Below are 23,674 nucleotides of genomic sequence, written 5' to 3'. Positions count from 1 at the left end.
CAGTCTAGGGCCGCCAACCGACACACTTCGGCGTGTCGCGCCACGTGTCCGGCGAGTGTGCCGAAATCGGCCGGACGCCGACGGTGCACTGCCCATGGAGGCCTGAATGTTCCCGCGCAAACCCCCGTTGCGCAGTGTCGGCACCGACCCCGACTACCGCTTCACGCTGGCCAACGAGCGAACGTTCCTGGCCTGGTTGCGGACCGGTTTGGCGCTGCTGGCGGGCGCGGTCGCGTTGGCCAGTCTGGTCCACGATTTCGGGCCGCGCCCATTCCGGATCGCCATCACGATCCTGCTGCTGATCTTGTCGCTGACCGTGACGGTGGGCGCCTATCTGCGCTGGAACCGCACCGAACGGGCGCTTCGCGAGGGGCAGCCGCTGCCCACCGACCCGATGCCGCGAATCGTGGTGGGCGGGGTCGCGATCATCGTGATCGCCGCGGCAGTCCTGATCTTCCTCGCCGAGTTCGGCCGCTAGATGGACCCCGATGCCGACGGCTTGCTCGACGCTCAAGGTGTGGCCGAGCGCACCGCCCTTGCCTGGCAGCGCACTGTCATCGGGGTGCTGGCCGTGGGCGCGCTGATCGTGCGCTGGAGCATCACCGAGCGGTTCCCGCCCTGGCCAGGTGTGGCTCTGACCACGGTAGCCGCGGTGGCCAGTCTGGTCCTGGTGCGCTGGCGCTACCGACGGGTGCGCGACCAGGTGCGGGCGGGCCACACGCCGCTGTCGCGGTATCTGGTCCCTGGGACCGCGCTGTTCGTGGTCGTCGTGGTGGTGGGAGTCGGCGCCGGTGTGCTGGTTTCCTACGCCCGGCCGTGACGCGTGCTCAGGCGCCTTCGCGCAGCATCCGGGCAATCTCGCCGGCCTGCTCTGCGGTGACGTCACCCGACAGTTGCAGGACCTCGCCGTCGATCGGCTCGGTGATCTTGGGCGCCCAGACCACAACGCCGCCGCGGACGAAGGCGACTTGCTGACCGATGTGGTCCGTCGTGTAACCGGCGAAGGCCTTGGCCGACTCGGCCGTCATGGTCATCTGCACCAGCTGCTTGTTGGTCAGCGGGTTCAGGAAGGAGTCGACGTCGGTCAACTGCAAGCGCAACGCCTCCGGCTCAAGTTCGTACACCGCCGATTTGAGGATGTCGCAGGTGCGCAACGGCTGGTCCGGCGGCGTCGGCGGGGGTGCCGCGCAGTCCTGCGGGGTGATGACGAACGCGCCCGTGACAGGTCTCAGAGCTACGGGCTTGATGCTGTAGGTCGCCGGTGTGGTGGTGGTCGTGGTCACCGGGGTGGCCACATCCTGTTTGTTGTTGAGCACCCCGGGCGCCAGCAACACACCGAGCACCGGCAGCACGATCGCCGCCACGGCCAATGCCGCCGTCAGCGCGATCAGGAGCCGTTTGCGGCGGAGATTGTCGGTCATGCAGTCCTCGATTCGGCGGTCGTCAGGTCGGGGGCCGTCACATCGGAACCGGTGCGCCGAAGCCGGGGATGATGCCGACCGGGATCACCGCAAGGGCGACGACACCGACGGCGAAGACGATCAGGGTGCGCTTGCTCGGCGGCTGGTCGATCTCGGACTGATTGCGGGTGTAGAGCAGGAACACGATGCCGAGGTCGAAGGCGATGACGACCCACCAGCGGACCCAGTCCACGCCGGTCGCGAACACCGGCAGAATCATCGCCAGCCCAATCAGCACGGCCAGCGGACGTCGGCGCAGGCACGCGCCGAACCGGCGCAGCGGTACGCCGGAGACGTGCGCAATGGCCAGCAGGCTGATGGCCAGCACAGCGATCCCGTAGACGGTCGAGCCGGCCAGCGCGACCACACCGATGCTGCCGACGAATCGCACGCCCTCGCTGAAACTCTGGTCGAACATGGGCAGGAAGGCCCGACAGAACCAGTCGTGGTAGTCGACGTAGTAGTGGAAGCCGCGCAAGAGCTGCCCGATCGTGGGCTTGCCGGCCAGCGGATGATTCATCGGCCCGTGCTGCACCAGCTGGCACAGCTGGCTCGACACCCCGCGCCTGCCGAAGGCGGCGAGGGCCAGCGCAACCAGGACGGCGGGCCCGAGCGCCAGTGCCGCGCTGACCCGAAACACCCGCGCGCTCGATCGGTCCGCGAGCACCGTCAGTGCCGCCAGGATCCCCAGCCCGAACAGGAACGGGGTGGCCTCGTGGATGAGCGTCAGCACCGCCAGGATCACCCCACCGACGGCGCTGCCGACAACCGTCGCGCGTGCGGTGCGCAAACGGGTCAACGCGACCGCGAAACCGGCGAAGACCGCACCCCCCAGCAGGTCGGTGCGGGCCGAGAACAGGGCGAACGCAAATCCGAAGGGCAGCACGGGAATCAGCAGGGCGAGCAGCCGGCGCCGCGGCGAGCGGCCCGATCGGAGCGCGACCACCCACACCACCGCGGCCAGGCCGGCGGTGAAGAACACCGTCGGCACCCAGCGCAGGACGGCCAGGCCACCGAAGTAGTGCTCGCGTCCGAACAGGCCGAGCAGTTCCCCGGCCAGTCCGCGCCGGATGAAACCCACCGTGTAGTCGACGGCGAAGTAGGAATACCAGTAGCCGTCGGGGATCACCGTCACTGCGATGGTTATCAGCACCGCGGCCCAGATCACCAACAGCACCGTGAACGTGATGAAGAAGCCACGCCGACCGCCGGTGGTGACCGCGGTACTCGGCATGTAACCCCCACTGACTCGCGGCGGCCCCTGCCGCCGGACGCGGCGTCGCCGCGACGATGAGTATAGGGTCGGTGCACGTGACCTCAGCGGAGATGGTGGCCTATCTGGGCTTCCACGAGAAGGACAACCTCGGCGACGACGCGATCTACGACGCGGTCCGGTCACAGCTTCCCGGCGTGGAATTCAACGATGTGCCGCGTCTGCCGCACGAGATCGTCTTCCCGTTCGCCACGGCGCTGGACCGGGCTCGCCGGCCCAGCACCCTGGTGATGGGCGGCGGAACGCTGGTCGGGGTCCGCTACTTCCGGTTGCTGCTGCGACTCGGCCTGGCGGTGACGAACAACAACGGCCGCTACGCCATCGGCGTCGGTGTCCAGGATCCCAGCTACGTCGGCCGGGGCAGCGGCTCGGCCAACGGCGAGCTGCATCGCTGGCGGCCGCTGCTGTCCGGGTTCGACTCGGTCTCGGTGCGCGGCCCGCGCAGCGCCGAGCTGCTGGCCGACCTCGGGCTGACCGTCCAGGTGACCGGCGATCCGGCGCTGATCCTGCCGCGCCCGGAGGCGCCCGTCGAGGACGGCCTGGTCGGGGTCAACCTGGGTTATGGCGACGACCTGTGGGGTCACGACCCTGCGAACGTGGCCGAGCAGGTAGCCGTCGCGGTGCGCGAATTGGCCGGCCGGGGGCACCGATTCAGCGGGATCCTGATGAATCCCGGTGACCGCAAGTGGCTGGAGGTGGCGTTCGCCGGCCTGGATGCCGAGATCCTGCAGCCCTCCGATGCGGCGGGCGCGGCGCGGGAGCTCGCACGCTGCTCGGTGGCGATCGTCAGCCGCCTGCACGCCGGAATCCTCGCCGCGCTGTCCGACACCCCGGTGGTCTCGCTCGAATACCAACCGAAGTGCCGCGACTTCGCGTTGTCCATCGACGACGAACGCTCGCTGATCCGCACCGACCGGGTCACCGGCACCGCAGTCGTCGACCGGGTGCTCGACTCCCTGGCTGACGCGGCCACGATCCGGGCGACCAAGCGCGCGGCGGTGGACCGGTTACGCGACCAGCTGCGTTCGGAGTACGGCGCCCTGCGTCGTCAGCTAGGGGTCGCCCCGGACTGACTGGACTGACGCGCCGTCCGGTCGCGCCGAGCCCGGCGCAGGGCGTCGCCGCTGAACACCGCCAGCGCCAGCCAGATCAGCCCGAAGCCGACCCAGCGGGCGGGTGGCATCGGCTCGTGACCGACCACCACGCCCCACGTCATCTGCATGGCCGGGGTCAGATACATCAGCAGCCCGAGCGTCACCAACGGCAGCCGGTGGGCGGCCGCAGCGAAGAACAGCAGCGGGATGGCGGTGATCGGGCCGGACAACATCATCAGCACGATGTGGCCCGCCCCAGTGTTGGCGAACTCGCCGTGCCCCGACAGTTGCAGCCACACCACGTAGCCGATGGCCAGCGGCGCGGCGATCGCCGCCTCCATGCCCACGCTGATCCGCGGGTCGACCGGCACCACCTTCTTGACCGCGCCGTAGAGGCCGAAGCTGAACGCCAGCCCGAGCGCGATGACGGGCGGGCCGCCCACCTCGATTGCCAACAGCACCACCGCTGCGAGAGCGATCACCAGCGCGACCACCTGGGCCCGATTGAGGCGCTCACGGAAGATCAGCACACCCAGCAGGACGCTGCCCAAGGGGTTGATGAAGTAGCCCAGCGCGGCGTCGACCACATGACCGTTGTTGACCGCGTAGATGTAGATCACCCAATTGGCCGAGACCAGGGCCGAGGCACAGGCGAGCAGCCCCCAGGTGCGGCGGGTGATCGACCGCAGGTCGGCCAGACGGTGCATGGCCAGGATCACCCCGGCCATCAAGACCATGGTCCAGATGATCCGATGAGCCAGAACTTCAAGCGCGCCAGCGGGTTTCAGCAGTGGGAAGAACGCCGGGAACAGACCCCACGAACCGTAGGCCCCGATCCCGTACAGCAACCCACCTGATTTGGCCTCACGCCCGACCGGCGCCGTCACGACTCGGTGCGCAACACGTCCAGCGCATGCTGCAAATCAGCCGGGTAGGCACTGGTGATCTCCATGTGCCGACCGTCGGCGGGGTGGGCGAATGCCAACGAGCGCGCGTGCAGCCACTGGCGCTGCAGTCCGAGCCGCTTGGCAAGCACCGGGTCGGCGCCGTAGGTCAGATCCCCGGCGCACGGATGGTGCAGCGCCGCGAAATGGACCCGGATCTGGTGAGTGCGGCCTGTTTCCAAGTGAATGTCGAGCAGGCTTGCCGCCCTGAACATTTCGAGGGTGTCATAGTGGGTGATGCTGGGGCGGCCGGATTCGGTGACGGCGAACTTCCAGTCGTGGCCGCGGTGACGGCCGATCGGCGCGTCGATGGTTCCGCTGGACGGGTCGGGATGACCCTGTACGACGGCGTGATAACGCTTGTCGACGGTGCGCTGTTTGAACGCCCGCTTGAGCAGGGTGTACGCCCGTTCGGAGAGGGCGACGACCATCACCCCTGATGTGCCCACGTCCAGTCGGTGCACGATGCCCTGACGTTCGTGGATGCCGGAGGTGCTGATTCGGAAGCCGGCCGCGGCCAACCCGCCGAGCACCGTCGGGCCGTGCCAGCCGACGGTGGCGTGGGCGGCCACCCCCGGGGGTTTGTCGACGGCGACGATGTCGGCGTCGGAGTACAGGATCGTCATGCCCTCGATTTCGACGGGCGTGTTCTCCGGCGGCGGCGCTTCCTGCGGTATCTGCACGTTCAGCCATGCACCGGCTTCGAGCCGGTCGGACTTGGCCGCACGGGCGCCGTCGATCTCGACGCCGCCGTCCTCGGCGATGGCGGCGGCAGCCGTGCGAGACAGGCCGAGCAGCCGGGCCAGCCCGGCGTCGACACGCATGCCGGCCAGTCCCTCCGGGACCGGCATCGACCGTTCCGTCATCAGGGTGTCTTCGCCTCGTCGTCGGTGCCGGACCGTTCGGGTCCGCGCCGGCCGATGGCGTCGAAGTCATAGCCGAACAGAGACAGGGCCACCAGCAGGATCGCACCGCCGACCACCGCCGGATCGGCCACGTTGAACACCGGCCACCATCCAATCGACAGAAAGTCGACGACATGACCGCGCAGCGGCCCGGGCGACCGGAAGAACCGGTCGACCAGGTTGCCCAGCGCGCCGCCGAGGATCATCCCCAGCCCGACGGCCCACCACGGCGACACCAGTCGGCGGCCCATCCAGAAGATGCCGGCCACCACGCCGGTGGCGACCAGTGTCAACACCCAGGTGTAGCCGGTGGCCATGGAGAACGCCGCGCCGGAGTTACGCACCAGAGTCCAGGTGACAGTGTCACCGATGATCGAGACCGGCTGGCCGGGGGTGAGCAGCTTGACCGCGAGCACCTTGGTGACGACGTCGAGGGCTAACACCACGCCAGCCACCGACAGCAGCAGCCGCAACCGCCGCGGTGCCGGCGCGCCGACCCGCTGGTCACCGGTGTCGGCCACCGGATCGGCGCTGCCTGTCGTTTCGTCGTTCACTCCCCCATCATTCCCTAGTCCCGTGGCGATCAAGCCACGAGGTGCGGCCGCACCGAGCCGGTGCTGGACCGGTGCGCCATGATGGCGGGCATGTCACGACTTGTCGTCGTCACCACTGGCGGGACGATCGCCACCAGCGCCGACACCGACGGAGTGCTGCGCCCGGTGCGAGCCGGTGCCGACCTTGCTCGCGGGCTCGACGCGCAGGTGGTCGACCTCTTCGCCCTGGACAGCTCGCAGCTGGGCCCCACCGAATGGTTGCGCATCGGTGCCGCCGTCGCTGAAGCCGCGGCAGGCGCGGACGGGATCGTGGTGACCCACGGCACCGACAGCATGGAAGAGACGGCGCTGTGGCTGGCGCTCACCTACGACGGCACAGTGCCGGTTGTCCTGACCGGGGCAGCCCGCTCGGCCGACGCCCTCGACGCGGATGGGCCGGCCAACCTGCGCGACGCCCTGGTGGTGGCGGCCAGCCCGCAGGCACGCAACCTCGGCGTCCTGCTCTGCTTCGGCGGGTCGGTGCGCGGGCCGCTGGGCACCACGAAGGTGGGTGGGGCGCAGTTGTTCGACGGTCCCGAGGTCGGCATCGTCGCCGCCGGTCGGTTCACCGTGACCGGCACCGCGACGCGGGCGTTCCTGGGCGCGGTCGGCGAGATCGCCCGGGTGGACATCGTCTCGGCCTACCCGGGCGCCGACGGGACCGCGATCGACGCCTTCACCGAGGCGGGCGCCCGCGGGCTGGTGGTCGAGGCGATGGGGGCCGGCAACGCCGGCACCGCCGTGGTCGACGCCGTGGCACGGGCCTGCGCGCGCGGTGTCTCGGTAGCAGTCACGACGCGGGTTCCCGGTGGCCGCACCACCGCGGTATACGGGCCGGGCCACGATCTGGTGCGCGCCGGGGCGGTACTGGTGCCGAGGCTGCGCAGCAGTCAGGCGCGGGTGCTGCTGATGGCGGCGCTCGGCCTCGGGCTACCCGTGGCCGATGTCGTCGCCCGCTGGGGCTGAGCGGGCGAGCTCGTCGACGTAATCCGGCCAGTCCAGGCTGTCTACCGGGTTGGCCCGTGCCAGGTCCGGGTTGGCGCACGCGAACGTGCGCATCACCCCCGGGCCGGTGCCCCTGGTCTCGAATCGCACGCTGACCACACCGTGACCGGCTCCCTGCACCCAGCCGTGCCCGAGGTCAGGGTGGTGGACATCGTCACCGATACGCCAACCGCCGGCTTCTGGGACGGACTCGGGCACCGGTGCGTGAGTGTCCGTCATGTCGGCGAGTTCGGCCTCTTGCTGTTCGAGGTCGGGGAACAGCGACTCCTGCCGCACGTCGGACAGACCCGAAAAACCAACGCCGACAAGGCGGATCGGGCCGACGTCGCGGGGATCGAGCAGTAGCCGGCGGGCCGTCGCCGTCAGCGTGCCCGCGTCGGCGGTGGCGTAGGGCAGGGTCGCCGAGCGGGTGAGGGTGGACATGTCGGACTTCTTGAGTTTGACGGTGACGGTGCGGGCACCTCGGCCGTCGCGTTCCAGGCGTCGGTGGGCATGCTCGGCGATCGGGCCGACGGCGTCGCGCACCTGCTCGATGGTCGTCAGGTCGGCCGGGAAGGTGGATTCGGCACTGATCTGCTTGGCCTCGGCTCGCTCCACCACCGGGCGGTCGTCGATGCCGCGGGCCAGCCGGTGCAGCGCCGGGCCGATCGTCGCGCCGAGGATATTGGCCGCCTCGGCGTCGGACAGCGCTGCGAGTTGCCCGACGGTCTCAATCCCCAGCCGGTGCAGCTTTTCCTCGGCGACCGGGCCGATGCCCCACAGGCGACGGACCGGCAACCCATCGAGCAGCCCGCGTTCCTCGTCTCGGCGGATCACCCGAAGCCCGTCCGGCTTACCCAGGTCGGAGGCAATCTTGGCGATCTGCTTACCCGAGCCGGCCCCCACCGATGCGATCAGACCGGTCTCCTCGTGCACCCGGCGGCGCAGCCGGGCGCCGAACTCCTCAACCTGCTCGGCGCTGGCACCGACCAGTTCGGCCGGCTCGCCGAACGCCTCGTCGAAGGACAGTTGCTCGAGCACCGGCACCATGGCTCGCACGGTATCGAGGACCCGTCGGCTGGCCACGCCGTAGACGACACCGCGCGGGGGAAGCACCACCGCAGCGGCTCCGATCATCCGGCGGGCCTGGTGCATCGGCATTGCCGAGCGGGCGCCGAACCTGCGGGCCTCGTAGCTGGCTCCGGCCACCACACCCCGACCACCCAGCCCGCCGACCAGCACCGGGCGCCCGCGCAACGTCGGCCGGGTCAGCTGCTCGACCGACGCGAAGAACGCGTCCATGTCGAAATGCAGAACCCAGCGTTCCATGTCCTGATGCTATTGCGTCCTGAAGCTAGTGCCCGCCGCCGAGTGGCCAATTACGACACGGGATTTATCCTGCTCGCGTGCGCAAGTGGACACTCGGCAGCGACATCTAGGCCTTGGCGATCGCCACTCGAACGCCGTCGCCGATCTCGGTGCCGTCGACCGGCTCACCGAACTCGAAGCTGGTCGCCAGAATCTCGCCGGCGATCAAGTCGCGGTGGGTGCGCGCCCACTGCTCGTGGTCGGGCGGAACCGACATCACCACGCGAATCCGGTCGCTGACGTCCAGGCCGGTGGACTTGCGCAGATCCTGCAGTTCACGGATGCGGTCCTTGGCCCAGCCTTCGGCTTCCAGTTCGGGGGTGAGGGTGCCATCGAGGACCACCAGTCCAGCGCCGCCGGGCAGCGCGGCGGTCCATTCCGGATCCGCCGCGACCAGTCGGGAGCTGTACTCCTCCGCAGTCAGCACCACGTCCCCGGCGCTGAGGGTGCCGTCGGGGTTCAGCACACCGTGGCCAGCCTTGACCGCCTTGATGGCATTCTGGACGGACTTGCCCAGCCGCGGTCCGGCGGCGCGGGCGTTGACCGTCAGATCGAAACGGCCGTAGGCGGCGATGTCGTCGGTCGGCTCGACCTGCTTGACGTTGAGTTCGTCGGCAATCAGGTCGACGAACGGCTGCAGACTTTCCGGATTATCCACTGCCACAGTGAGTTTCGATAGCGGCAGTCGCACCCGCAGCTTCTTGGCCTTGCGCAGTGACGAAGCCGTCGAACACACCTCGCGGACCTGGTCCATCGCGGCGACCAGTTCGGGGTCGGCAGGGACGACGCCGGCCTCCGGCCAGTCGGTCAAATGCACCGATCGCTGGCCGGTCAATCCCCGCCAGATCACCTCGGTGGCCATCGGAAGCAGCGGGGCGGCCAGTCTGGTGGTGATCTCCAGCACCGTGTGCAGGGTGTCGATCGCGTCGGGATCCTCCTCCCAGAAACGCGAACGCGACCGGCGCACATACCAGTTGGTGAGCGCCTCGGTGAACTGTCGCAACTGCTCACAGGCACCGGAGATGTCGCACCCATCCATCGCCGCGGTCAGGTCGTCGCGCAGTGCGGCGAGCTTGGCCAGGATGTAGCGGTCCAGGACATGTCGCGAATCTGTGCGCCAGGTACCGACTTTCGGTGCGTATAGCGTCAGGAAGCTATAGGCGTTCCACAGCGGCAGCAGCACCTGTCGCACGCCCTCGCGGATGCCCTGCTCGGTAACGACGAGGTTTCCGCCGCGCAGGATGGGCGAGGCCATCAGGAACCAGCGCATGGCGTCCGAGCCGTCGCGGTCGAAGACCTCGTTGACGTCGGGATAGTTGCGCAGCGACTTGCTCATCTTCTGACCGTCGTTGCCGAGCACGATTCCGTGCGACACACACGTCTTGAACGCCGGGCGGTCGAACAGCGCGGTGGCCAGCACGTGCAGCGTGTAGAACCAGCCGCGGGTCTGCCCGATGTACTCGACGATGAAGTCACCGGGGTTGTGCGTCTGGAACCATTCGACGTTCTCGAATGGGTAATGGACCTGCGCGTACGGCATAGACCCGGAGTCGAACCACACGTCGAAGACGTCCTCGATACGGCGCATGGTCGAATTACCGGTCGGGTCATCGGGGTTCGGCCGAGTCAGTTCGTCGATGTAGGGCCGGTGCAGGTTGTCCGGGCGCACACCGAAGTCACGTTCGAGCTCGTCAAGGCTGCCGTAGACGTCGACGCGCGGATACGCCGGGTCGTCGGACACCCAGACCGGGATCGGGGTGCCCCAGTAGCGGTTTCGGGAGATCGACCAGTCCCGCGCGCCGGAGAGCCACTTGCCGAACTGGCCGTCCTTGACGTGTTCGGGATACCAGGTGATCTGTTGGTTGAGTTCCACCATGCGGTCGCGGAACTCGGTGACCTTGACGAACCACGACGACACAGCCCGGTAGATCAGCGGGTTTCGGCAGCGCCAGCAGTGCGGATAGGAGTGTTCGTAGGTTTCGTGGCGGATCAGCACGGGCGCGTTGACCGCCGCGGCCGCGGTGCCGTTCTTGAGGTCGCGGATGATCTGCGGGTTGGCGTCGAAGACGTGCTGGCCGTGGTAGTCCGGGACGGACGCGTCGAACCGGCCCTTGGAATCCACCGGGGTGACCGGCACGATGCCGACGGTATCGGTGGTGGCTTTGTCGTCCTCGCCGTAGGCCGGTGCCATGTGCACGATCCCGGTGCCATCCTCAGTGGTGACGAAGTCACCCCGCAGCACCTGAAAAGCGTTGGGCGAGTCCATGAAATACGGGAATGGCGGCAGGTAGTGCAAGCCGAGCAGCTGCTGGCCGCTCACGGTTTGCAGCACCTGCGGCTCCTCCCCCAGCTCGCGGGCGTAGGCCGCCAGTCGCGCCTGCGCCAGCACAAAGCGGCGGTCATCGGCGGCGACCACCACATAGTCGACCTCGGGGTTGACCGCGACGGCCTGGTTGGACGGCAGCGTCCAGGGCGTGGTGGTCCAGATCAGCAGATAGGCGCCATCAAGGTCAGCGCGGTCGGATCCTTCTGCCACGACCCGGTACCCGACCGTGATCGCCGGGTCCTGGCGGCTCTGGTAGACATCGTCGTCCATCCGCAGTTCGTGACTGGACAACGGGGTCTCGTCGTTCCAGCAGTACGGCAGCACCCGAACACCTTGGTAGGCAAGGCCTTTGTCCCACAACTGCTTGAACGCCCAGATGACCGACTCCATGAACGACAGATCGAGGGTCTTGTAGTCGTTGTCGAAGTCGACCCAGCGGGCCTGGCGGGTCACGTAGTCACGCCACTCGTTGGTGTACTTGAGCACCGAGGCCCGGCAGGCATCGTTGAACCTCTCGATGCCCATCTCTTCGATCTGGGCCTTGTCGGTGATGCCGAGCTGACGCTGCACCTCGAGTTCGGCGGGCAGTCCGTGGGTGTCCCAGCCGAACCGGCGTTCCACCTTGTAGCCGCGCATGGTGCGATAACGCGGCACGATGTCTTTGACGTAGCCCGTCAGCAGGTGTCCGTAGTGCGGAAGACCGTTGGCGAACGGCGGCCCGTCGTAGAACACGTACTCGGGCGCGACGGCCCTGCGGTCCAGGCTGGCGCGGAAGGTGTCATCGCTCGCCCAGTAGTCGAGCACGTCGAGCTCGAGGGCGGGAAAGTTGGGTGAGCCACCCGCCGACTTCGGATACCCGTTCTCGGTCACGTTCGCGTTCGTCTCCTGTGCCAGGTGCTTAGGCACGGGGACGACGACGCGCTGGCTTGCGCGACCGCCGCGGTACCACCCCGCTTACGCACGCGTGCGTGCGTCGCTCGTTTCAGGCTGTGACGGGCCCGCCCGTTCGGTTCTACTGGGCTGGTCAGCCGTTCTTCCGAAGGCTCCCCGGTGATGGCCGGATCGACGCCGCTGCGTCAGATTCTAACCGGTCAGCCGGCGGCGACCGGCGTCGCCTCCGATGTCAGACCGATCAGTCCGAACCGGAACTGCGTCGCGAGTTCTTCCACCGTGCAGCGGTCCAGCCGGCGCGTGTCGTACCACCAGTCCATGGCCAGCACCCCGGCACTGCGATAGGCCAGCACTCCCAGCGCAGGGCCGTCGACGAGCTGCAGCGGCCCCAGCGACGGCTCCGGCGGCAGACCCAGGTAGGAGAACACCACGTCGGCCGGCGAGCCGGCCACCTGCCGGGCCGGCGTCAAGGCGCACTGGACGTCTGCCAGCATGGCATCAGCGTCCAGTCCGCTCTCGATCGCACAGCAGAGCCTGACCGGCTGGACCGTCGTCAATCCGCTCACCGTGACGACGCCGACACCGATGGCACGGGCGATGGCCCGACCGAGCGCCGCGAGGACCACCTCCTCGATGCCGAGACCGGTCGCGGCGACAGCCCCGTCGAGTTCCGCGGTGAGTTCATCGGACAGCGGCGCTGACAAACAGACCAGATCCTCTGGTCGGGCCGGGCCGGAGATCTCGTCGTCGACTACCCGCACATTGCTAGACGGGTAAGTCGCGGGAGGAGCAACCATGCACATACCGTAGCGGCCACATCCCAGAAATGGGAGACCAATCCCAGAATCGTGACAATCCTGTCAACAACCCGCTCTTTGTCTCGGTTGCCGTTGCCAGTACCCATTACCGGGAGTTCGGGTTAAAGTGAGTCGTGCCTCGGACCGACGAAAACGGACGTCAGCTCAAAACCCTGCTCGACTACCTCCTCGACGGTGATATCGAGGCCAAGGACATATACGAGGCGCTTAATGTGTCCAGCAGCACCTACTACCGGCGGGTAAAAGAGCGGGACTACCCCAATGCTGAAGAGTTACGTTTGGTGGCAGGGCGATTCGGCCTGAGCTATCCCGATCTTCAGGTGCGATTCGGACTGATGACCCGCGAGGAAGTCCGGCAATACGTCGAATCAGCGCCATTTACGGTAGCGACAATTGATTCCGGCACCACCACCCGCATTCCGGTCAAACTTTCGAAATTGCAACCGCGTGTCGATGCCCCCCCGCTGTAGTATTTGCTGAGGCAATTCGGGGGTTAAGGCAGTGGCATGGCTCTTGGCGCACTAATCACGGTGACGTTGGCGTGTATCGGATGGAGTCTGTGGATTCGGCGGCTCACGTGGTCATCCAGGTGGGAAGTCGCCGCCACCCTCAATATCGGGCTGCAGGGCGCGGCGGTGCTGTTGATGTCACCGCTGGCATCGGACACGCTCGGGCGGTTGCTGCATTCACTGACCGGCGTGTGGAACCTCGAGGACTACATCGCCCACGACTGCTACGTGGTGGCAGCGTCGGCCATCGTCTACAACGCGCTGGGCAGGCTTCAAGACGACGAAACCACGCAGGCGGCGTTCAAGCAGTACGTCGAACGCCCGGCCACGCTATGCATTCCGCTGCTGCTGGCAACGTTCTCGTTGGGCAACGGAGCCGCGGTCTACCGGTCCGACTTCTTCACCGTGCCGACCGACTTCTGGCTGTCCGCCTACTGGGTGGTGCTGTGCGGAACTCTGATCCACCTGCTCGGCTACGGGGCGCGTGCGCTCCTGGTACTGCGTCGTGACCCGCGGTCGCGGCGCATCGCCAACGTCTACCTGGTGGCCTCCGCCAGCGGCATCATCGCCTGCACAGTCCGGATCATCACCGCCTGCGTGCCGCCGCTACAGGAAGCGGAGCGGGGCACCCTGGTCTGGTTCTTCGCCTGTAGCTGCGGTGCCGGCTTTGCACTTGCGTCCGCACATTCGTGGCGGATCAAAACCAGGTGGTTCAACCGCGTCGCGCGCTGACACCGTCTGGTGCGTCACTTCTTTCGCTCAGGACAGCTGCGCCGTATGGCGGCCAGCGGTACGGGCACTGTCGGGCGTACGCTATGGGCTGCACTAGTCGGGCGAAGAGTGTCCCGCAAATACGGTGAGAGGGCACCCAATGACTGCATCGTCCATCCCCGACCTTCTGCGTGAGCGCGCGAGCCTGCAGCCTAACGACGCAGCATTCACATTCGTTGACTACGAACAGGACTGGGAAGGTGTCCCCGAGACGCTCACCTGGTCGCAGCTGTATCGGCGGTCCAGCAACCTCGCTCACGAACTCAGGCAGCGCGCCGAGACCGGCGATCGCGCCGTTATCCTTGCGCCGCAAGGCCTCGAGTACATCGTCGCCTTTATCGGTGCCCTGCAGGCCGGGCTTATCGCGGTTCCGCTATCGGTCCCCTCGCCCGGTGCACACGACGAGCGCACCAAGGCGGTAATGGCCGACACGTCACCGACTGTCGTGCTGACGACGTCGACGGTCGCCGCTGATATCGCCGACTATGTCGGGCCACAATCAGGCGCCCCCGCGCCCATACTGCTCTCGATCGACAAACTCGACCTCGAATCCCGACGGGGTACATTCCGCGGCGGAAAGCTGCCGGCCACGGCGTACCTCCAATACACGTCCGGCTCGACCCGGCGACCGGCCGGCGTGGAACTCACCCACAAGAATCTCGCCACGAACTTCGAGCAGATCATGTCCGATTTCTTCGTGGACCACGGCAAGGTTCCCCCGCCTGACACCACGTTCGTGTCGTGGCTGCCCTTCTACCACGACATGGGTCTGATGCTCGGGGTCATCGTGCCGATCATGGCGGGCCTGCACGCGGAGCTCACAAGTCCACTGGCGTTCCTCCAACGGCCGGCAAGGTGGATTCACATGCTGGCCAAGAACTCTCGTGCGGTGTCGGCGGCACCGAACTTCGCCTTCGAACTCGCCGCAGGCCGTACCTCTGATGAAGACATGACGGGGCTCGATCTCGGCGGCGTCGTACACGTGTTGAGCGGCAGCGAGCGCGTTCATCCCAGGACCGTGAAGCGCTTCCTGGACCGGTTCGCCAAGTACAGCTTCTCTCCCGCCGCGCTGCGGCCCTCCTACGGATTGGCCGAAGCCGTGGTCTACGTGGCGACCAGGCGAGTGGGGCAGCCACCCGAGATCGTCCACTTCGACTCCGAAAAGTTGTCGGCCGGCCACGCCAAGCGGGTCGCGGGCCCAGCGGGAACACCACTGATCAGCTACGGGATGCCAGCATCGCCGATTACGCGAATCGTCGACCCGGACACCGCAATCGAGTGCGCAGAGGGCCGCACTGGCGAGATCTGGGTGCATGGTGACAACGTCGCGCTGGGGTACTGGCAGAAACCAGAGGGCAGTCGCACCACCTTCGGGGCGACCCTGAACTCGGCGACTCCGGAAACCCCGCAGGGACCGTGGCTGCGCACCGGCGACCTCGGCTTCGTCTCCGACAACGAGCTATTCGTGATGGGGCGGATCAAGGACCTACTGATTGTCTACGGACGCAATCACTCACCCGACGACATCGAAGCGACCGTGCAGGAGATCTCCCGGGGTAGGGTCGCCGCAATCTCAGTGCCCGATGACCGCACCGAGCACCTCGTCGTCATCGTCGAACTGAAGACCCGCAACGAGAGCACCGAGGAGACGATGACGCTGCTCGACGAAACCAAGCGTGAGGTCACCTCGGCGATATCCACCGCACACGGACTCAAAGTGGCCGACCTGGTGCTGGTGGGGCCGGGTGCGATTCCCATCACCACGAGCGGCAAGATCCGTCGCGCCAGCTGCGTAGAGATGTACCGCCACAACCAATTCAGCCGACTGGACTGCTGAGGTAGCCCAGGCCGCCGCACTGTGCGACGAACCCACCGTGGCGGCGGCCCTCGGCGATACGGACGTACACCGACTTCATGGCCTCGAGATAGCGCACGATCGACTCGCGGGCCACTGCGTTACCGGGGAAGAGCAGGGTCACGACTGTCTTCGAGTGCAGCCGCGTGACCCACATCGAAACCTGGTGAGACGGTTTCCCCTCTTCGATAACCCTGAAATTGAGATCGGAATTGGCGACGATGGACAACGGAGCCACACTGGCATCCAGGAAGGACATCACCAGATTGCCGGGCTGCGGCCGACACACCGCCTGCTCCGGTGAAGACAAGGCGACTACTCGATCGAACGGCACCTGAGCCAGATCCACTCCGGAGTCGAATGACGCCTGCGCCGCACGAGCAGTGTCACTGAACGAGGTCGGGGTAACAGTGACGCTGACCGGAACCAGACCGGTGAACCAGCCGGTTGTCGTGAACAGCTCGGGTGATCTCCGGGTATCGATCGGCGTCACGACGTGAAACGACTCAGCTCCGGTCAGTTCGTACTGCGCCAACGCAGCGCACGCGAATACTCCACCGCTGAACCGAGTTCCGCCCGCGTCACATGCCGATTCAAAGCGTTGGGTCTGGCTTTCGTCCATCAACGTCATCGTGATTGCCTCGCCACTGCACGACATGGACAGATCTCCCAGCGCCAGCGGGAACTTCGGCAGGCTTCCTCCGCTGTTCTGTGCGAACTCGATCCACCGCCGCACTTCAGGAGTCTGAGCCGTCAACCCTGAGGTGTACCGGCGCTGCTCGGCGCAGTAGGCGGCATAGCTACCCGCTGCAGGGAGCTTCATCGGCGGAGCGCCGGAAGCCACCACTCCGTACATCGTGTCGATCTCAGCGAGAAGCACTCCCAAGATGGAGGGATCGACGAACAGATGAGCAATGCTGGCAAAGAAGGTGAAGTGGTCCGCATGCTGAATGATTCCGAACCTGAACCCCGCCCAATGGCGCGGATCTGGAGTCGACAAGATGAGCGCGCGCAGCTCGTCGTGGGTCATCTCGCCGTGTTCCTCACCGGCAACGTTGATATCGGTGGGCCGGACTATGGTGTGGCGGACCGGATTCTCCGGATCGTGCAGATCGAACCAGCTGTGGTAGGTGTCGTGGCGCCGCAGATGCGCGTTGATCACATAGGTCATTGCTCGTTTGTCGCACTTGCCCGGGATATCCCAGCTCATGATCATCAGTCTCGACATCTCGACCCCGCGGTTGGCGTGATCGACGAAACGGCGGAGGTGTTGGGCTTGCTGATAGCTCGGCGGATCGGCACTGACAGGAGCCTGCCGGGCCCTCTCGACAGCTCTGGCCGTTGCTTGCCAACAGATTACCGACCCAGCCGGCGGCACCCACTCGTTGAGCGAGACAATTGAGAACACACTACCTCCTGTACTGCGACCGGAGCCTCTTCGCGGCCGGTCAATGGTTCTGGCTAGCTTCGAAGCCGGTCACAAACAATCTCGACCAACGCATCGACGGTCGTGATGTCTGTTGAAGTGACCCGCACTCCGGTCTCTGATTCGATGCGACCACGCAACTCGAGGTTGCCCAGCGAGTCCAGGCCGTACTCGGGCAGCATCCGAGCGGGATCAATACTGCGCCGAAGCTGGAGACACACCTGCTCGAGGACCAGCGGCCGCACCAGGGCCGGCCACTGCTGGTAAGGCAGAGCATCCAGCTCTGTCCTCAACCTTGTTACCGCACGCGTGTTTTCGGTTATAAGCTCGGCGAACAGCTGACGTTGCGTCAGCGTGGAAGTCGGCGGCTGACCAACGAGTGGCTCGTACGCGCTGGAAACCCGGTCGTGGCGCAGAAGCGCCTGGAACGCATGGACCAGTTCGTGGTTCGCCGAATCGCCCACAGCGATTGCGGTCGCCGGTAGCCCCTGCGCCCAACGCCACTGTGCGAAGGCCTCCAGCCAGCTGTCGGCCGCGACCGGCGCAACCTGTCCGGCCGCCCCGGTCAATGCCGCCGTCGACAGGATCACGCAGAACCACTCCACCGATTCCTGTGCCACCGCCTCGTGGAGCCGCCAGGCGGCGTATGCCTTTGCCGCCCAGTGACTCTCTACCTGGACCTCGTTGATATCCACCAAGGGGGTGCCGTCGAACGCTGTCACCGCGTGCAGAACTCCGCGGAGGGGCCGGCCGCCGGCCGTAGCCGCGGCGACCAATCGTTGTGCCGTCGATTCGTCGGCCAAGTCACCACCCACGACCACTACCTCGATGCCGTGGCGCCGGATACGCTCGACAGCCTCTGACGTATCGACCACACCTGCGGGGTGATCGCCGAGAACGATACGGCCACAGCCCAACTCAGCTATTCTCTGCGCAAGAACCAGGCCGACACCGTCGGTTCCGCCGGTAACGATGTACGATCCGTCCACACCGAACGCCGGCACCTCTTCCGGTGGCACGATGGCGCAACCATATCCGGTTCGAGGGATCTCAAGAACGACCCGGCCGGTTGACGAACAACGACGGAAGGCCTCGATCGCGGCCCCCGCATCGGCGAGCGGGTAGCGAACCACCTCCGGGGCGAGCAACGATCTGTCAGCGCAGAGCCGGTAGACAGTGGCCACCAGATGCGCCACCGTCGCCGGGTGGCTGACGGCGAGCTGCGCAAGGTCGAGGGCGTAGAACGCCAGGTTGCGGCGTAGGTCCGTGAGGACCGTTGTGCGCTCGGAATAGATGTTGTCGATACCGATCTCAACGAAGCGCCCACCCATCGCCAACACGTCGATCGCCGCACGCCGAGCTGGTCCGGTCAGCGAGTTGAGCACGATATCGAAGCCGTATCCAGCCGTGGTAGAACGGATCTGGTCGAGGAGGTCTGGGTCGGCAGCGTCGTAGACGTGTGCAAGCCCGCAGCCACGCAGCGCCTGGCGCTGCGGTTCACTCTCAGCGGTCGCATAGACCTGCGCGCCGGCCGCTCGGGCGATGGCAACAGCCGCTCGTCCCACCGCTGCGCCGGCCGACTGAATGAGCACCTTGTCGCCGCTGCTCACGCGAGCCAGCTCATGTAGGGCATGCCAGGCGGTGGCCACGGGGGTCATCGCAGCTGCCGCGTCCAAGTCCGCTAGACCAGCCGGCAGACGCACAGCGGCATCCGCTGCACAGCGGATGAACGTCGCCCAGCATCCCTCCGACGTGATGCCGCCGACCCGATCACCGACCCGGTGATCGGTCACACCGGGACCAACCGCGGTGACCACCCCGACGAAGTCCGTTCCCAGGCCGGGTGCGTTGCCGGCCGAGCCGGAGTGACCCCCGCCGATCACCAGGAGGTCGAAGTCGTTGATCACCGAAGCCGCCAATGCGACCTCTATCTGCCCCGGGCCAGGCGATACTCGTTGCACGGCAACCGTTTCCAGTGACTCGACGCCGGCCTGCCTGCGGATCTGCAGCCGCACGGCGTCCCGGCCGTGCTCGATCTCGACGGTACGACGTTCGTCGGGACGGATCGGCGCGGGACGCAACCGGGCGGCGTAACACGTTCCGTCGCGCCATGCGGTCTCTTCGTCGTCGGTGCCGATCACCAATTGCCGAGCAATCAGTTCCAGATCGGTGTCCTCGTCGAGGTCGATCTGACGGGCGCGCATATGCGGATACTCCGAATCGACCACCCGCATCACCCCGCGGAGCCCCGCCTGCTCCAGATCGGCCACATCACCCCGGACGACGGTCTGGGCGCCCCGGGTGAGCAGATGCAACCGCGGATGTTCGCTCGCCGTCGCGGAAACCTCGCGAACGACTCGCAGCAGGTGACACACCTGCGCGAAGCCGGTCCCGAGCGACGGATCATGGCCGCCGCGGCCCGCCACCACCACGAGGCCGGTCACCGTTTGCTGGTCGATGTGAACGCGCAGTTGCTCGGCTGCGCCCGCCTCGTCACACCGCGGTGGCCATGTGAGAGTGGCGCATTCGGCGCCCAGCAGTTTCAATGCGTCCGTCAGCGCGGTGACCATCAGGTCATCGTCGGCGCCCATGTCGAGCAACAGCCAGGATCCCGCATCCACGGGATCACCCCCCGGCAACTGACGCCGTACCCACCCGATCGACATCAGGTTCTCATCGAGCAGACGGTCCTCTGCGCACTCACCGGGAGAACTGGGACCGAACCGCGCCCCGGTCACGGCCAACACCACGTTGCCTCGCGCGTCGAGCAGATCGAGGTCGACCACTGAACCGTCCCCGTCGTCGACTGTTCGCGCATAGCCGTACCGAACGGCACGAGTCCCGCTGAATACGCGCAGCCCGGCAATCGACACCGGCCTGATGAAGCCGCCCAGCCGCCGTGGGGCGAGCGCAGCTGCCACGGCTCGCAACGCCGCTTCGAGCACAACCGGTGGGATCTCGTAGCCGACCTGTTGCCAATGAACGGACGCGGGAATCTCGAGTTCGGCCAACCATGTTCTGGCCGGGCCCGTCCCGTCACCGTTGCCGGAATGCAGCGCCAGCAGGCCGGAAAACGCCGGACCGAGTTGGATGCCGCGGTCCTCCGTAGGACGACAATGGGCGTCGTCTTCCACACGGTGCGGGTGCTCGGCCAGCAATGCCGCGACATCGTAGGCCCGCGGAACGTCGGGGTGCCCGGCCGGCTGAAGGACGGCAGCGGCGCACAACGACTCGGCGGCACCGAAGGCTCGCACCGAGAGATCGAGAGTATCGACGCGGGCCGGCGTAGCGGCCACCGCGACGCGCGTCTCGTCGCCGAGTGCCAAGCTCTGCCGCAGTGTGAGGTCTCGCACCTCGGCACCAGAGCCGAAGACCGATCTGGCTGCGGCCAAGGCCATTTCACAGTAGACAGCCGCGGGAAGCACCGCGCGCCCGGCAACCGTGTGATCGACGAGGAACGGATGGCTGGCGGTCCCGACATCAGCGGTCCACACGTGCTGGTCGGGTTCGCCAGGCAATAGTACGCCGGGTCCGAGTAATGGGTGGGTGGCCACGGTACGGCCGCGGAGGACCTCGGATTCGGGCAGTCCCACCGATAGATTGCGGTGCTTCCAGGTGGGTAGCGGCGCGTCGATGAGGCGCCCTTGGGGATTGTCAACCGAGAAGTCGATGGCCGCGCCGGCGCAGTACAGCTCCGCAATGCACTCCAACACCCCATGCGCCTTGTTGTCGTCGCGTCCGAACGGAGACACCATGGCTACCGGTTCGCCCAGGGCGGCGGCGGTGCCGATCAGTTCGTCGGACAACGATGGGTGCGGCGAGAGCGCGGTGAATACCCGGTAGCCATCCTCGATCGCGGCCTGCACTGCTGCCAGGAATCGGACGGTGTGTCTCAGATTCTCCGTCCAGTACAAGCAATCACAGAACGGTATGTCACGTGGGTCGTACGACGTCGCCGAGTAGAACGGTACCGTCGCCGCCAACGGCGTGACCCCGCTCAGAGACTGTTCCAGATCCTCGAGCACGGGGTCGACCCAGACCGAGTGCGCCGCACCGGCAAGGTCGAGCTGACGAGCCGCGATTCCGCGCGAGATCCACGCCTCGACCAGTTCCCCGATCGAGTCGCGTGCACCGCTGACTACCGTCGACAGCGGCGAGGTGACACTCGACAGTCCGACATCCGCCGGACCGTGAACGCGAAGTTCGGAAAGAACTTGCGCGGCTGGCAGTTCGACCCACGCACGCGCCGCCCCGCCGCCGAGTCTGGCCAGCGCTGCGGAACGTCGGCAGATCACCGTCACGCCGTCTTCGAGCGACAGTGCTCCGGCGACCACCGCGGCCGCTACCTCACCGGTGGAGTATCCGATGACCGCGCCGGGCCGGACTCCGTGGGCTTCCATCACCGCCGCGGTCGCGACCTGCATCGCGAACAGCGTTGGCTGCACCCGGTCGATACCGGTCGCGCCCGCAGTGATTGTGTCGGTCACCGAGAAGCTCGCCTCGGCACTGACCAGCGGCTCGATTCGCGCCAGGGTCGAAACGAAAGCCGGTTCCGAAGCCCACGTTCCCAGGACATTTCCGGGCCACTCCACCGGTTCGTCCGGGAACACCCAGACCGGGCCGGTATCGTCCTGGCCGACCCGGGGCGGAAGCACGACGTCAGCCTCCGCGATCGCACGCAACCCACTCTCCAACCCCGACGAGTCGGCGGCGACGACCGCCGCCCGAACCGCGCGGTGACTACGCCGACGAGTCAGTGTGTGGGCAAGATCCGGCAACGCGGCGTCATCTGGGCGCAGCGTGCCCCACCAATCTGCCATCAGTGCCGCAGTACGGCGGAGCTCCTCGATGCCGTTGGCGGAGAGCGGCAATAGCCGGGGCCGCGGCATCGGTGTGTCGTCCAGCGCCCTGACATCGGGTGCCGCTTCCACGATGACGTGAACGTTGGTACCGGACAATCCGTAGCAGGTCACTGCCACCCGGCGCGGGAACTGCCCGTCCCCGGGAAACGGCTCTGGCGACCGCGGCACGAGAATGCCGGTGTCGATGTCAGCGAGATCCGCACTCAGGCCGCAGAAGTGCAGTACCGGCGGCACCACGCCGTGCTGTACCTGAAGGACCGACTTCATCAGACCGACGAGGCCGGCCACCGCGTCGGTATGACCGACGTTGCCTTTGGCCGACCCGAGAATGCACCGCCCTTCGGTCCCATAGATCCCCGCCAGACTGCGGAACTCCACGGCGTCGGCACCAGGAACACCGGCACCGTCGGCCTCGACCACCCGAACCGTTGACGCGTCGACATCGGCGTCTGCCAGTGCGGCATGGCACACAGCCCGCAGCGCTTCCTCCGACGGTATGCCGTGGGCGGACTGTCGACCGGCGTGGTTGACGGCGCTACCACGAAGAACGGCTAGGACGCGGTCGCCGTCGCGATGCGCATCGGCAAGCCGCTTCAGAACGACTACCGCAGAGCCCTCCGAGCGCACGAGGCCGTCGGCTCCGGCATCGAACGACCGGCTGCGACCGGTCGGCGACAGGATTCCCTGCGCCGCAGACCAAGCCAAGTCGCTGGGGTCCAGCATGACCGATGCCCCGCCAGCCAGCGCGAGGTCACTCTCCCCGCCCCGCAGGCTCTGACACGCCATGTGCACCGCGCTGAGACCCGATGCCGAGGCGGTGTCGACGGTGAAGGCCGGACCGTACAGACCCATCGCGGCAGCGATCCGCGCCGACGCCGTACTGTCCGCACAGCCGGCAAACCCATTCTGGTCTCGTAGGATAGCGGTGTTACGGACCCGAAACAGGTAGTCATTGCGGCTCAGGCCGACGAAGATTCCGGTGTTGGATCCGGTCAATGCGGTCGGGAGCAGACCGGCATGCTCTACCGCCTCCCACGCTGTCTCCAGAAGTAATCGATGCTGAGGGTCGACGGCAAGGGCTTGGATCTCGCTCATTCCGAAGAACTCTGGGTCGAACGCACCGACATTCTCGATGAACCCGCCCCACCTGGCCCCCGAACTCATACGCGTACCTGCAGTCGGATGGAACCAATTGTCAACGTCCCAGCGAGCGGCCGGGACCTCTGAGATCACGTCGACTCCGCGAAGCAACGCCTCCCACAGCTGACGGGGCGAGTCGAGCCCGCCCGGAAGTCGGCAGCCCATACCGATGACGGCAATGGAAGCGGACTCTGATTCACCCAAAGGAATCGTCCTTTCCCTCGCATGGGTCACCGCAGCGACGGATGCTGACACAACGAACTATTTGCTGCACTGCGACATTGCGTGCGCGTCGACCGGCCTTGCCATACATTCCACATTGGATTCGCAGGCATCCGGGCTTGCACTGCCAGATATTACGAAAGGCCGGCTGCGATGGGAAGTCGGTAGAAACGCACCGTAATCGCCAGTATCGGCCCTGAATCGGGTTCCCGCCGCCGTTGCAGCGACTCCGT

Annotated in this window: 17 protein-coding genes; 7 read left to right on the top strand and 10 right to left on the bottom strand. The window is 66.7% G+C overall.

Annotated elements, in window-relative coordinates; translation table 11 throughout:
- The first annotated feature begins 106 nt into the window (after positions 1-106).
- Positions 107-478 carry a YidH family protein gene (locus tag ACXDF8_RS04145; RefSeq protein ID WP_457221975.1) on the top strand — a complete coding sequence of 124 codons (372 nt, stop codon included), beginning with the start codon at positions 107-109 and terminating at the stop codon, positions 476-478.
- Complete coding sequence (locus tag ACXDF8_RS04140; RefSeq protein ID WP_457221974.1) at positions 479-820, top strand: DUF202 domain-containing protein; 342 nt, start codon at positions 479-481, stop codon at positions 818-820.
- 7 nt (positions 821-827) lie between these two features.
- Here ACXDF8_RS04140 and ACXDF8_RS04135 read toward each other — a convergent pair whose 3' ends face one another.
- Entirely contained in the window at positions 828-1,421 is a 594-nt protein-coding gene (locus tag ACXDF8_RS04135; protein WP_457221973.1) for a SecDF P1 head subdomain-containing protein, read from the bottom strand.
- Between the two features lie 37 nt (positions 1,422-1,458).
- The gene (locus ACXDF8_RS04130) at positions 1,459-2,694 is read right to left on the bottom strand and encodes an Rv1490 family membrane protein (protein WP_457221972.1); all 1,236 of its coding nucleotides are present in this window, start codon (positions 2,692-2,694) and stop codon (positions 1,459-1,461) included.
- Positions 2,695-2,771: 77 nt separating this feature from the next.
- On the opposite strand from ACXDF8_RS04130, the gene ACXDF8_RS04125 reads away from it, so the two are divergent.
- Positions 2,772-3,806 (top strand): polysaccharide pyruvyl transferase family protein, encoded by a 1,035-nt coding sequence (locus ACXDF8_RS04125; protein WP_457221971.1) that lies wholly within the window; start codon positions 2,772-2,774, stop codon positions 3,804-3,806.
- Here ACXDF8_RS04125 and rarD read toward each other — a convergent pair.
- The 3 genes from rarD to lspA are packed head-to-tail and all read right to left on the bottom strand — an operon-like array spanning position 3,782 to position 6,230.
- Positions 3,782-4,714, bottom strand: coding sequence for an EamA family transporter RarD (gene rarD / locus ACXDF8_RS04120; protein ID WP_457221970.1), 933 nt, complete (start codon positions 4,712-4,714; stop codon positions 3,782-3,784). The genes ACXDF8_RS04125 and rarD overlap by 25 nt on opposite strands.
- Complete coding sequence (locus ACXDF8_RS04115) at positions 4,711-5,637, bottom strand: RluA family pseudouridine synthase (protein WP_457221969.1); 927 nt, start codon at positions 5,635-5,637, stop codon at positions 4,711-4,713. The genes rarD and ACXDF8_RS04115 overlap by 4 nt, the downstream gene beginning before the upstream one ends.
- On the bottom strand, positions 5,637-6,230 hold the full coding sequence (gene lspA, locus ACXDF8_RS04110; RefSeq protein ID WP_457221968.1) for a signal peptidase II: 594 nt from the start codon (positions 6,228-6,230) through the stop codon (positions 5,637-5,639). The genes ACXDF8_RS04115 and lspA overlap by 1 nt, the downstream gene beginning before the upstream one ends.
- 90 nt (positions 6,231-6,320) lie before the next feature.
- On the opposite strand from lspA, the gene ACXDF8_RS04105 reads away from it, so the two are divergent.
- Positions 6,321-7,235 carry an asparaginase gene (locus ACXDF8_RS04105; protein WP_457221967.1) on the top strand — a complete coding sequence of 305 codons (915 nt, stop codon included), beginning with the start codon at positions 6,321-6,323 and terminating at the stop codon, positions 7,233-7,235.
- Here the strand turns inward: ACXDF8_RS04105 and ACXDF8_RS04100 are convergent.
- From ACXDF8_RS04100 to ACXDF8_RS04090, 3 genes are all read right to left on the bottom strand, one after another.
- Positions 7,200-8,582: a DNA polymerase IV gene (locus tag ACXDF8_RS04100; RefSeq protein WP_457221966.1), complete on the bottom strand. Its 1,383-nt coding sequence runs from the start codon at positions 8,580-8,582 to the stop codon at positions 7,200-7,202. The two genes, ACXDF8_RS04105 and ACXDF8_RS04100, sit on opposite strands and share 36 nt — an antisense overlap.
- A gap of 106 nt (positions 8,583-8,688) precedes the next feature.
- Positions 8,689-11,817: an isoleucine--tRNA ligase gene (ileS, locus tag ACXDF8_RS04095; RefSeq protein ID WP_457222056.1), complete on the bottom strand. Its 3,129-nt coding sequence runs from the start codon at positions 11,815-11,817 to the stop codon at positions 8,689-8,691.
- 221 nt (positions 11,818-12,038) lie between these two features.
- Positions 12,039-12,635, bottom strand: a complete 597-nt coding sequence (locus ACXDF8_RS04090) for a hypothetical protein (RefSeq protein WP_457221965.1) — start codon at positions 12,633-12,635, stop codon at positions 12,039-12,041.
- A 134-nt stretch (positions 12,636-12,769) separates the two neighbouring features.
- Here ACXDF8_RS04090 and ACXDF8_RS04085 point away from each other — a divergent pair, with 134 nt between their 5' ends.
- The 3 genes from ACXDF8_RS04085 (at position 12,770) to ACXDF8_RS04075 (ending at position 15,773) form a co-directional block, all read left to right on the top strand.
- Positions 12,770-13,126: an XRE family transcriptional regulator gene (locus tag ACXDF8_RS04085; protein WP_457221964.1), complete on the top strand. Its 357-nt coding sequence runs from the start codon at positions 12,770-12,772 to the stop codon at positions 13,124-13,126.
- Positions 13,127-13,162: 36 nt separating this feature from the next.
- On the top strand, positions 13,163-13,897 hold the full coding sequence (locus ACXDF8_RS04080) for a hypothetical protein (protein WP_457221963.1): 735 nt from the start codon (positions 13,163-13,165) through the stop codon (positions 13,895-13,897).
- 139 nt (positions 13,898-14,036) lie between these two features.
- A complete protein-coding gene (locus ACXDF8_RS04075) occupies positions 14,037-15,773 on the top strand; it encodes an AMP-binding protein (RefSeq protein ID WP_457221962.1) in 1,737 nt (578 codons plus the stop codon).
- Here the strand turns inward: ACXDF8_RS04075 and ACXDF8_RS04070 are convergent.
- Both ACXDF8_RS04070 and ACXDF8_RS04065 read right to left on the bottom strand, forming a co-directional pair.
- Complete coding sequence (locus tag ACXDF8_RS04070) at positions 15,754-17,199, bottom strand: condensation domain-containing protein (RefSeq protein ID WP_457221961.1); 1,446 nt, start codon at positions 17,197-17,199, stop codon at positions 15,754-15,756. The genes ACXDF8_RS04075 and ACXDF8_RS04070 overlap by 20 nt on opposite strands.
- 53 nt (positions 17,200-17,252) lie before the next feature.
- The gene (locus tag ACXDF8_RS04065; RefSeq protein WP_457222055.1) at positions 17,253-23,453 is read right to left on the bottom strand and encodes a beta-ketoacyl synthase N-terminal-like domain-containing protein; all 6,201 of its coding nucleotides are present in this window, start codon (positions 23,451-23,453) and stop codon (positions 17,253-17,255) included.
- Positions 23,454-23,674: the final 221 nt, after the last annotated feature.

The sequence above is a fragment of the Mycolicibacterium sp. CBM1 genome, assembly GCF_054073305.1.
The sequence above is the reverse complement of the archived record's forward strand: the minus strand, read 5'-3'. Positions and strand labels throughout refer to the sequence as shown.

What these genes read in the sequence shown, in the direction of transcription:
- ACXDF8_RS04145 (WP_457221975.1), top strand. Translation starts at nt 107, where the DNA reads ATGTTCCCGCGCAAACCCCCGTTGCGCAGTGTCGGCACCGACCCCGAC.
- ACXDF8_RS04140 (WP_457221974.1), top strand. Translation starts at nt 479, where the DNA reads ATGGACCCCGATGCCGACGGCTTGCTCGACGCTCAAGGTGTGGCCGAG.
- ACXDF8_RS04135 (WP_457221973.1), bottom strand. Translation starts at nt 1,421, where the DNA reads ATGACCGACAATCTCCGCCGCAAACGGCTCCTGATCGCGCTGACGGCG.
- ACXDF8_RS04130 (WP_457221972.1), bottom strand. Translation starts at nt 2,694, where the DNA reads ATGCCGAGTACCGCGGTCACCACCGGCGGTCGGCGTGGCTTCTTCATC.
- ACXDF8_RS04115 (WP_457221969.1), bottom strand. Translation starts at nt 5,637, where the DNA reads ATGACGGAACGGTCGATGCCGGTCCCGGAGGGACTGGCCGGCATGCGT.
- ACXDF8_RS04105 (WP_457221967.1), top strand. Translation starts at nt 6,321, where the DNA reads ATGTCACGACTTGTCGTCGTCACCACTGGCGGGACGATCGCCACCAGC.
- ACXDF8_RS04100 (WP_457221966.1), bottom strand. Translation starts at nt 8,582, where the DNA reads ATGGAACGCTGGGTTCTGCATTTCGACATGGACGCGTTCTTCGCGTCG.
- ACXDF8_RS04090 (WP_457221965.1), bottom strand. Translation starts at nt 12,635, where the DNA reads ATGGTTGCTCCTCCCGCGACTTACCCGTCTAGCAATGTGCGGGTAGTC.
- ACXDF8_RS04080 (WP_457221963.1), top strand. Translation starts at nt 13,163, where the DNA reads ATGGCTCTTGGCGCACTAATCACGGTGACGTTGGCGTGTATCGGATGG.
- ACXDF8_RS04075 (WP_457221962.1), top strand. Translation starts at nt 14,037, where the DNA reads ATGACTGCATCGTCCATCCCCGACCTTCTGCGTGAGCGCGCGAGCCTG.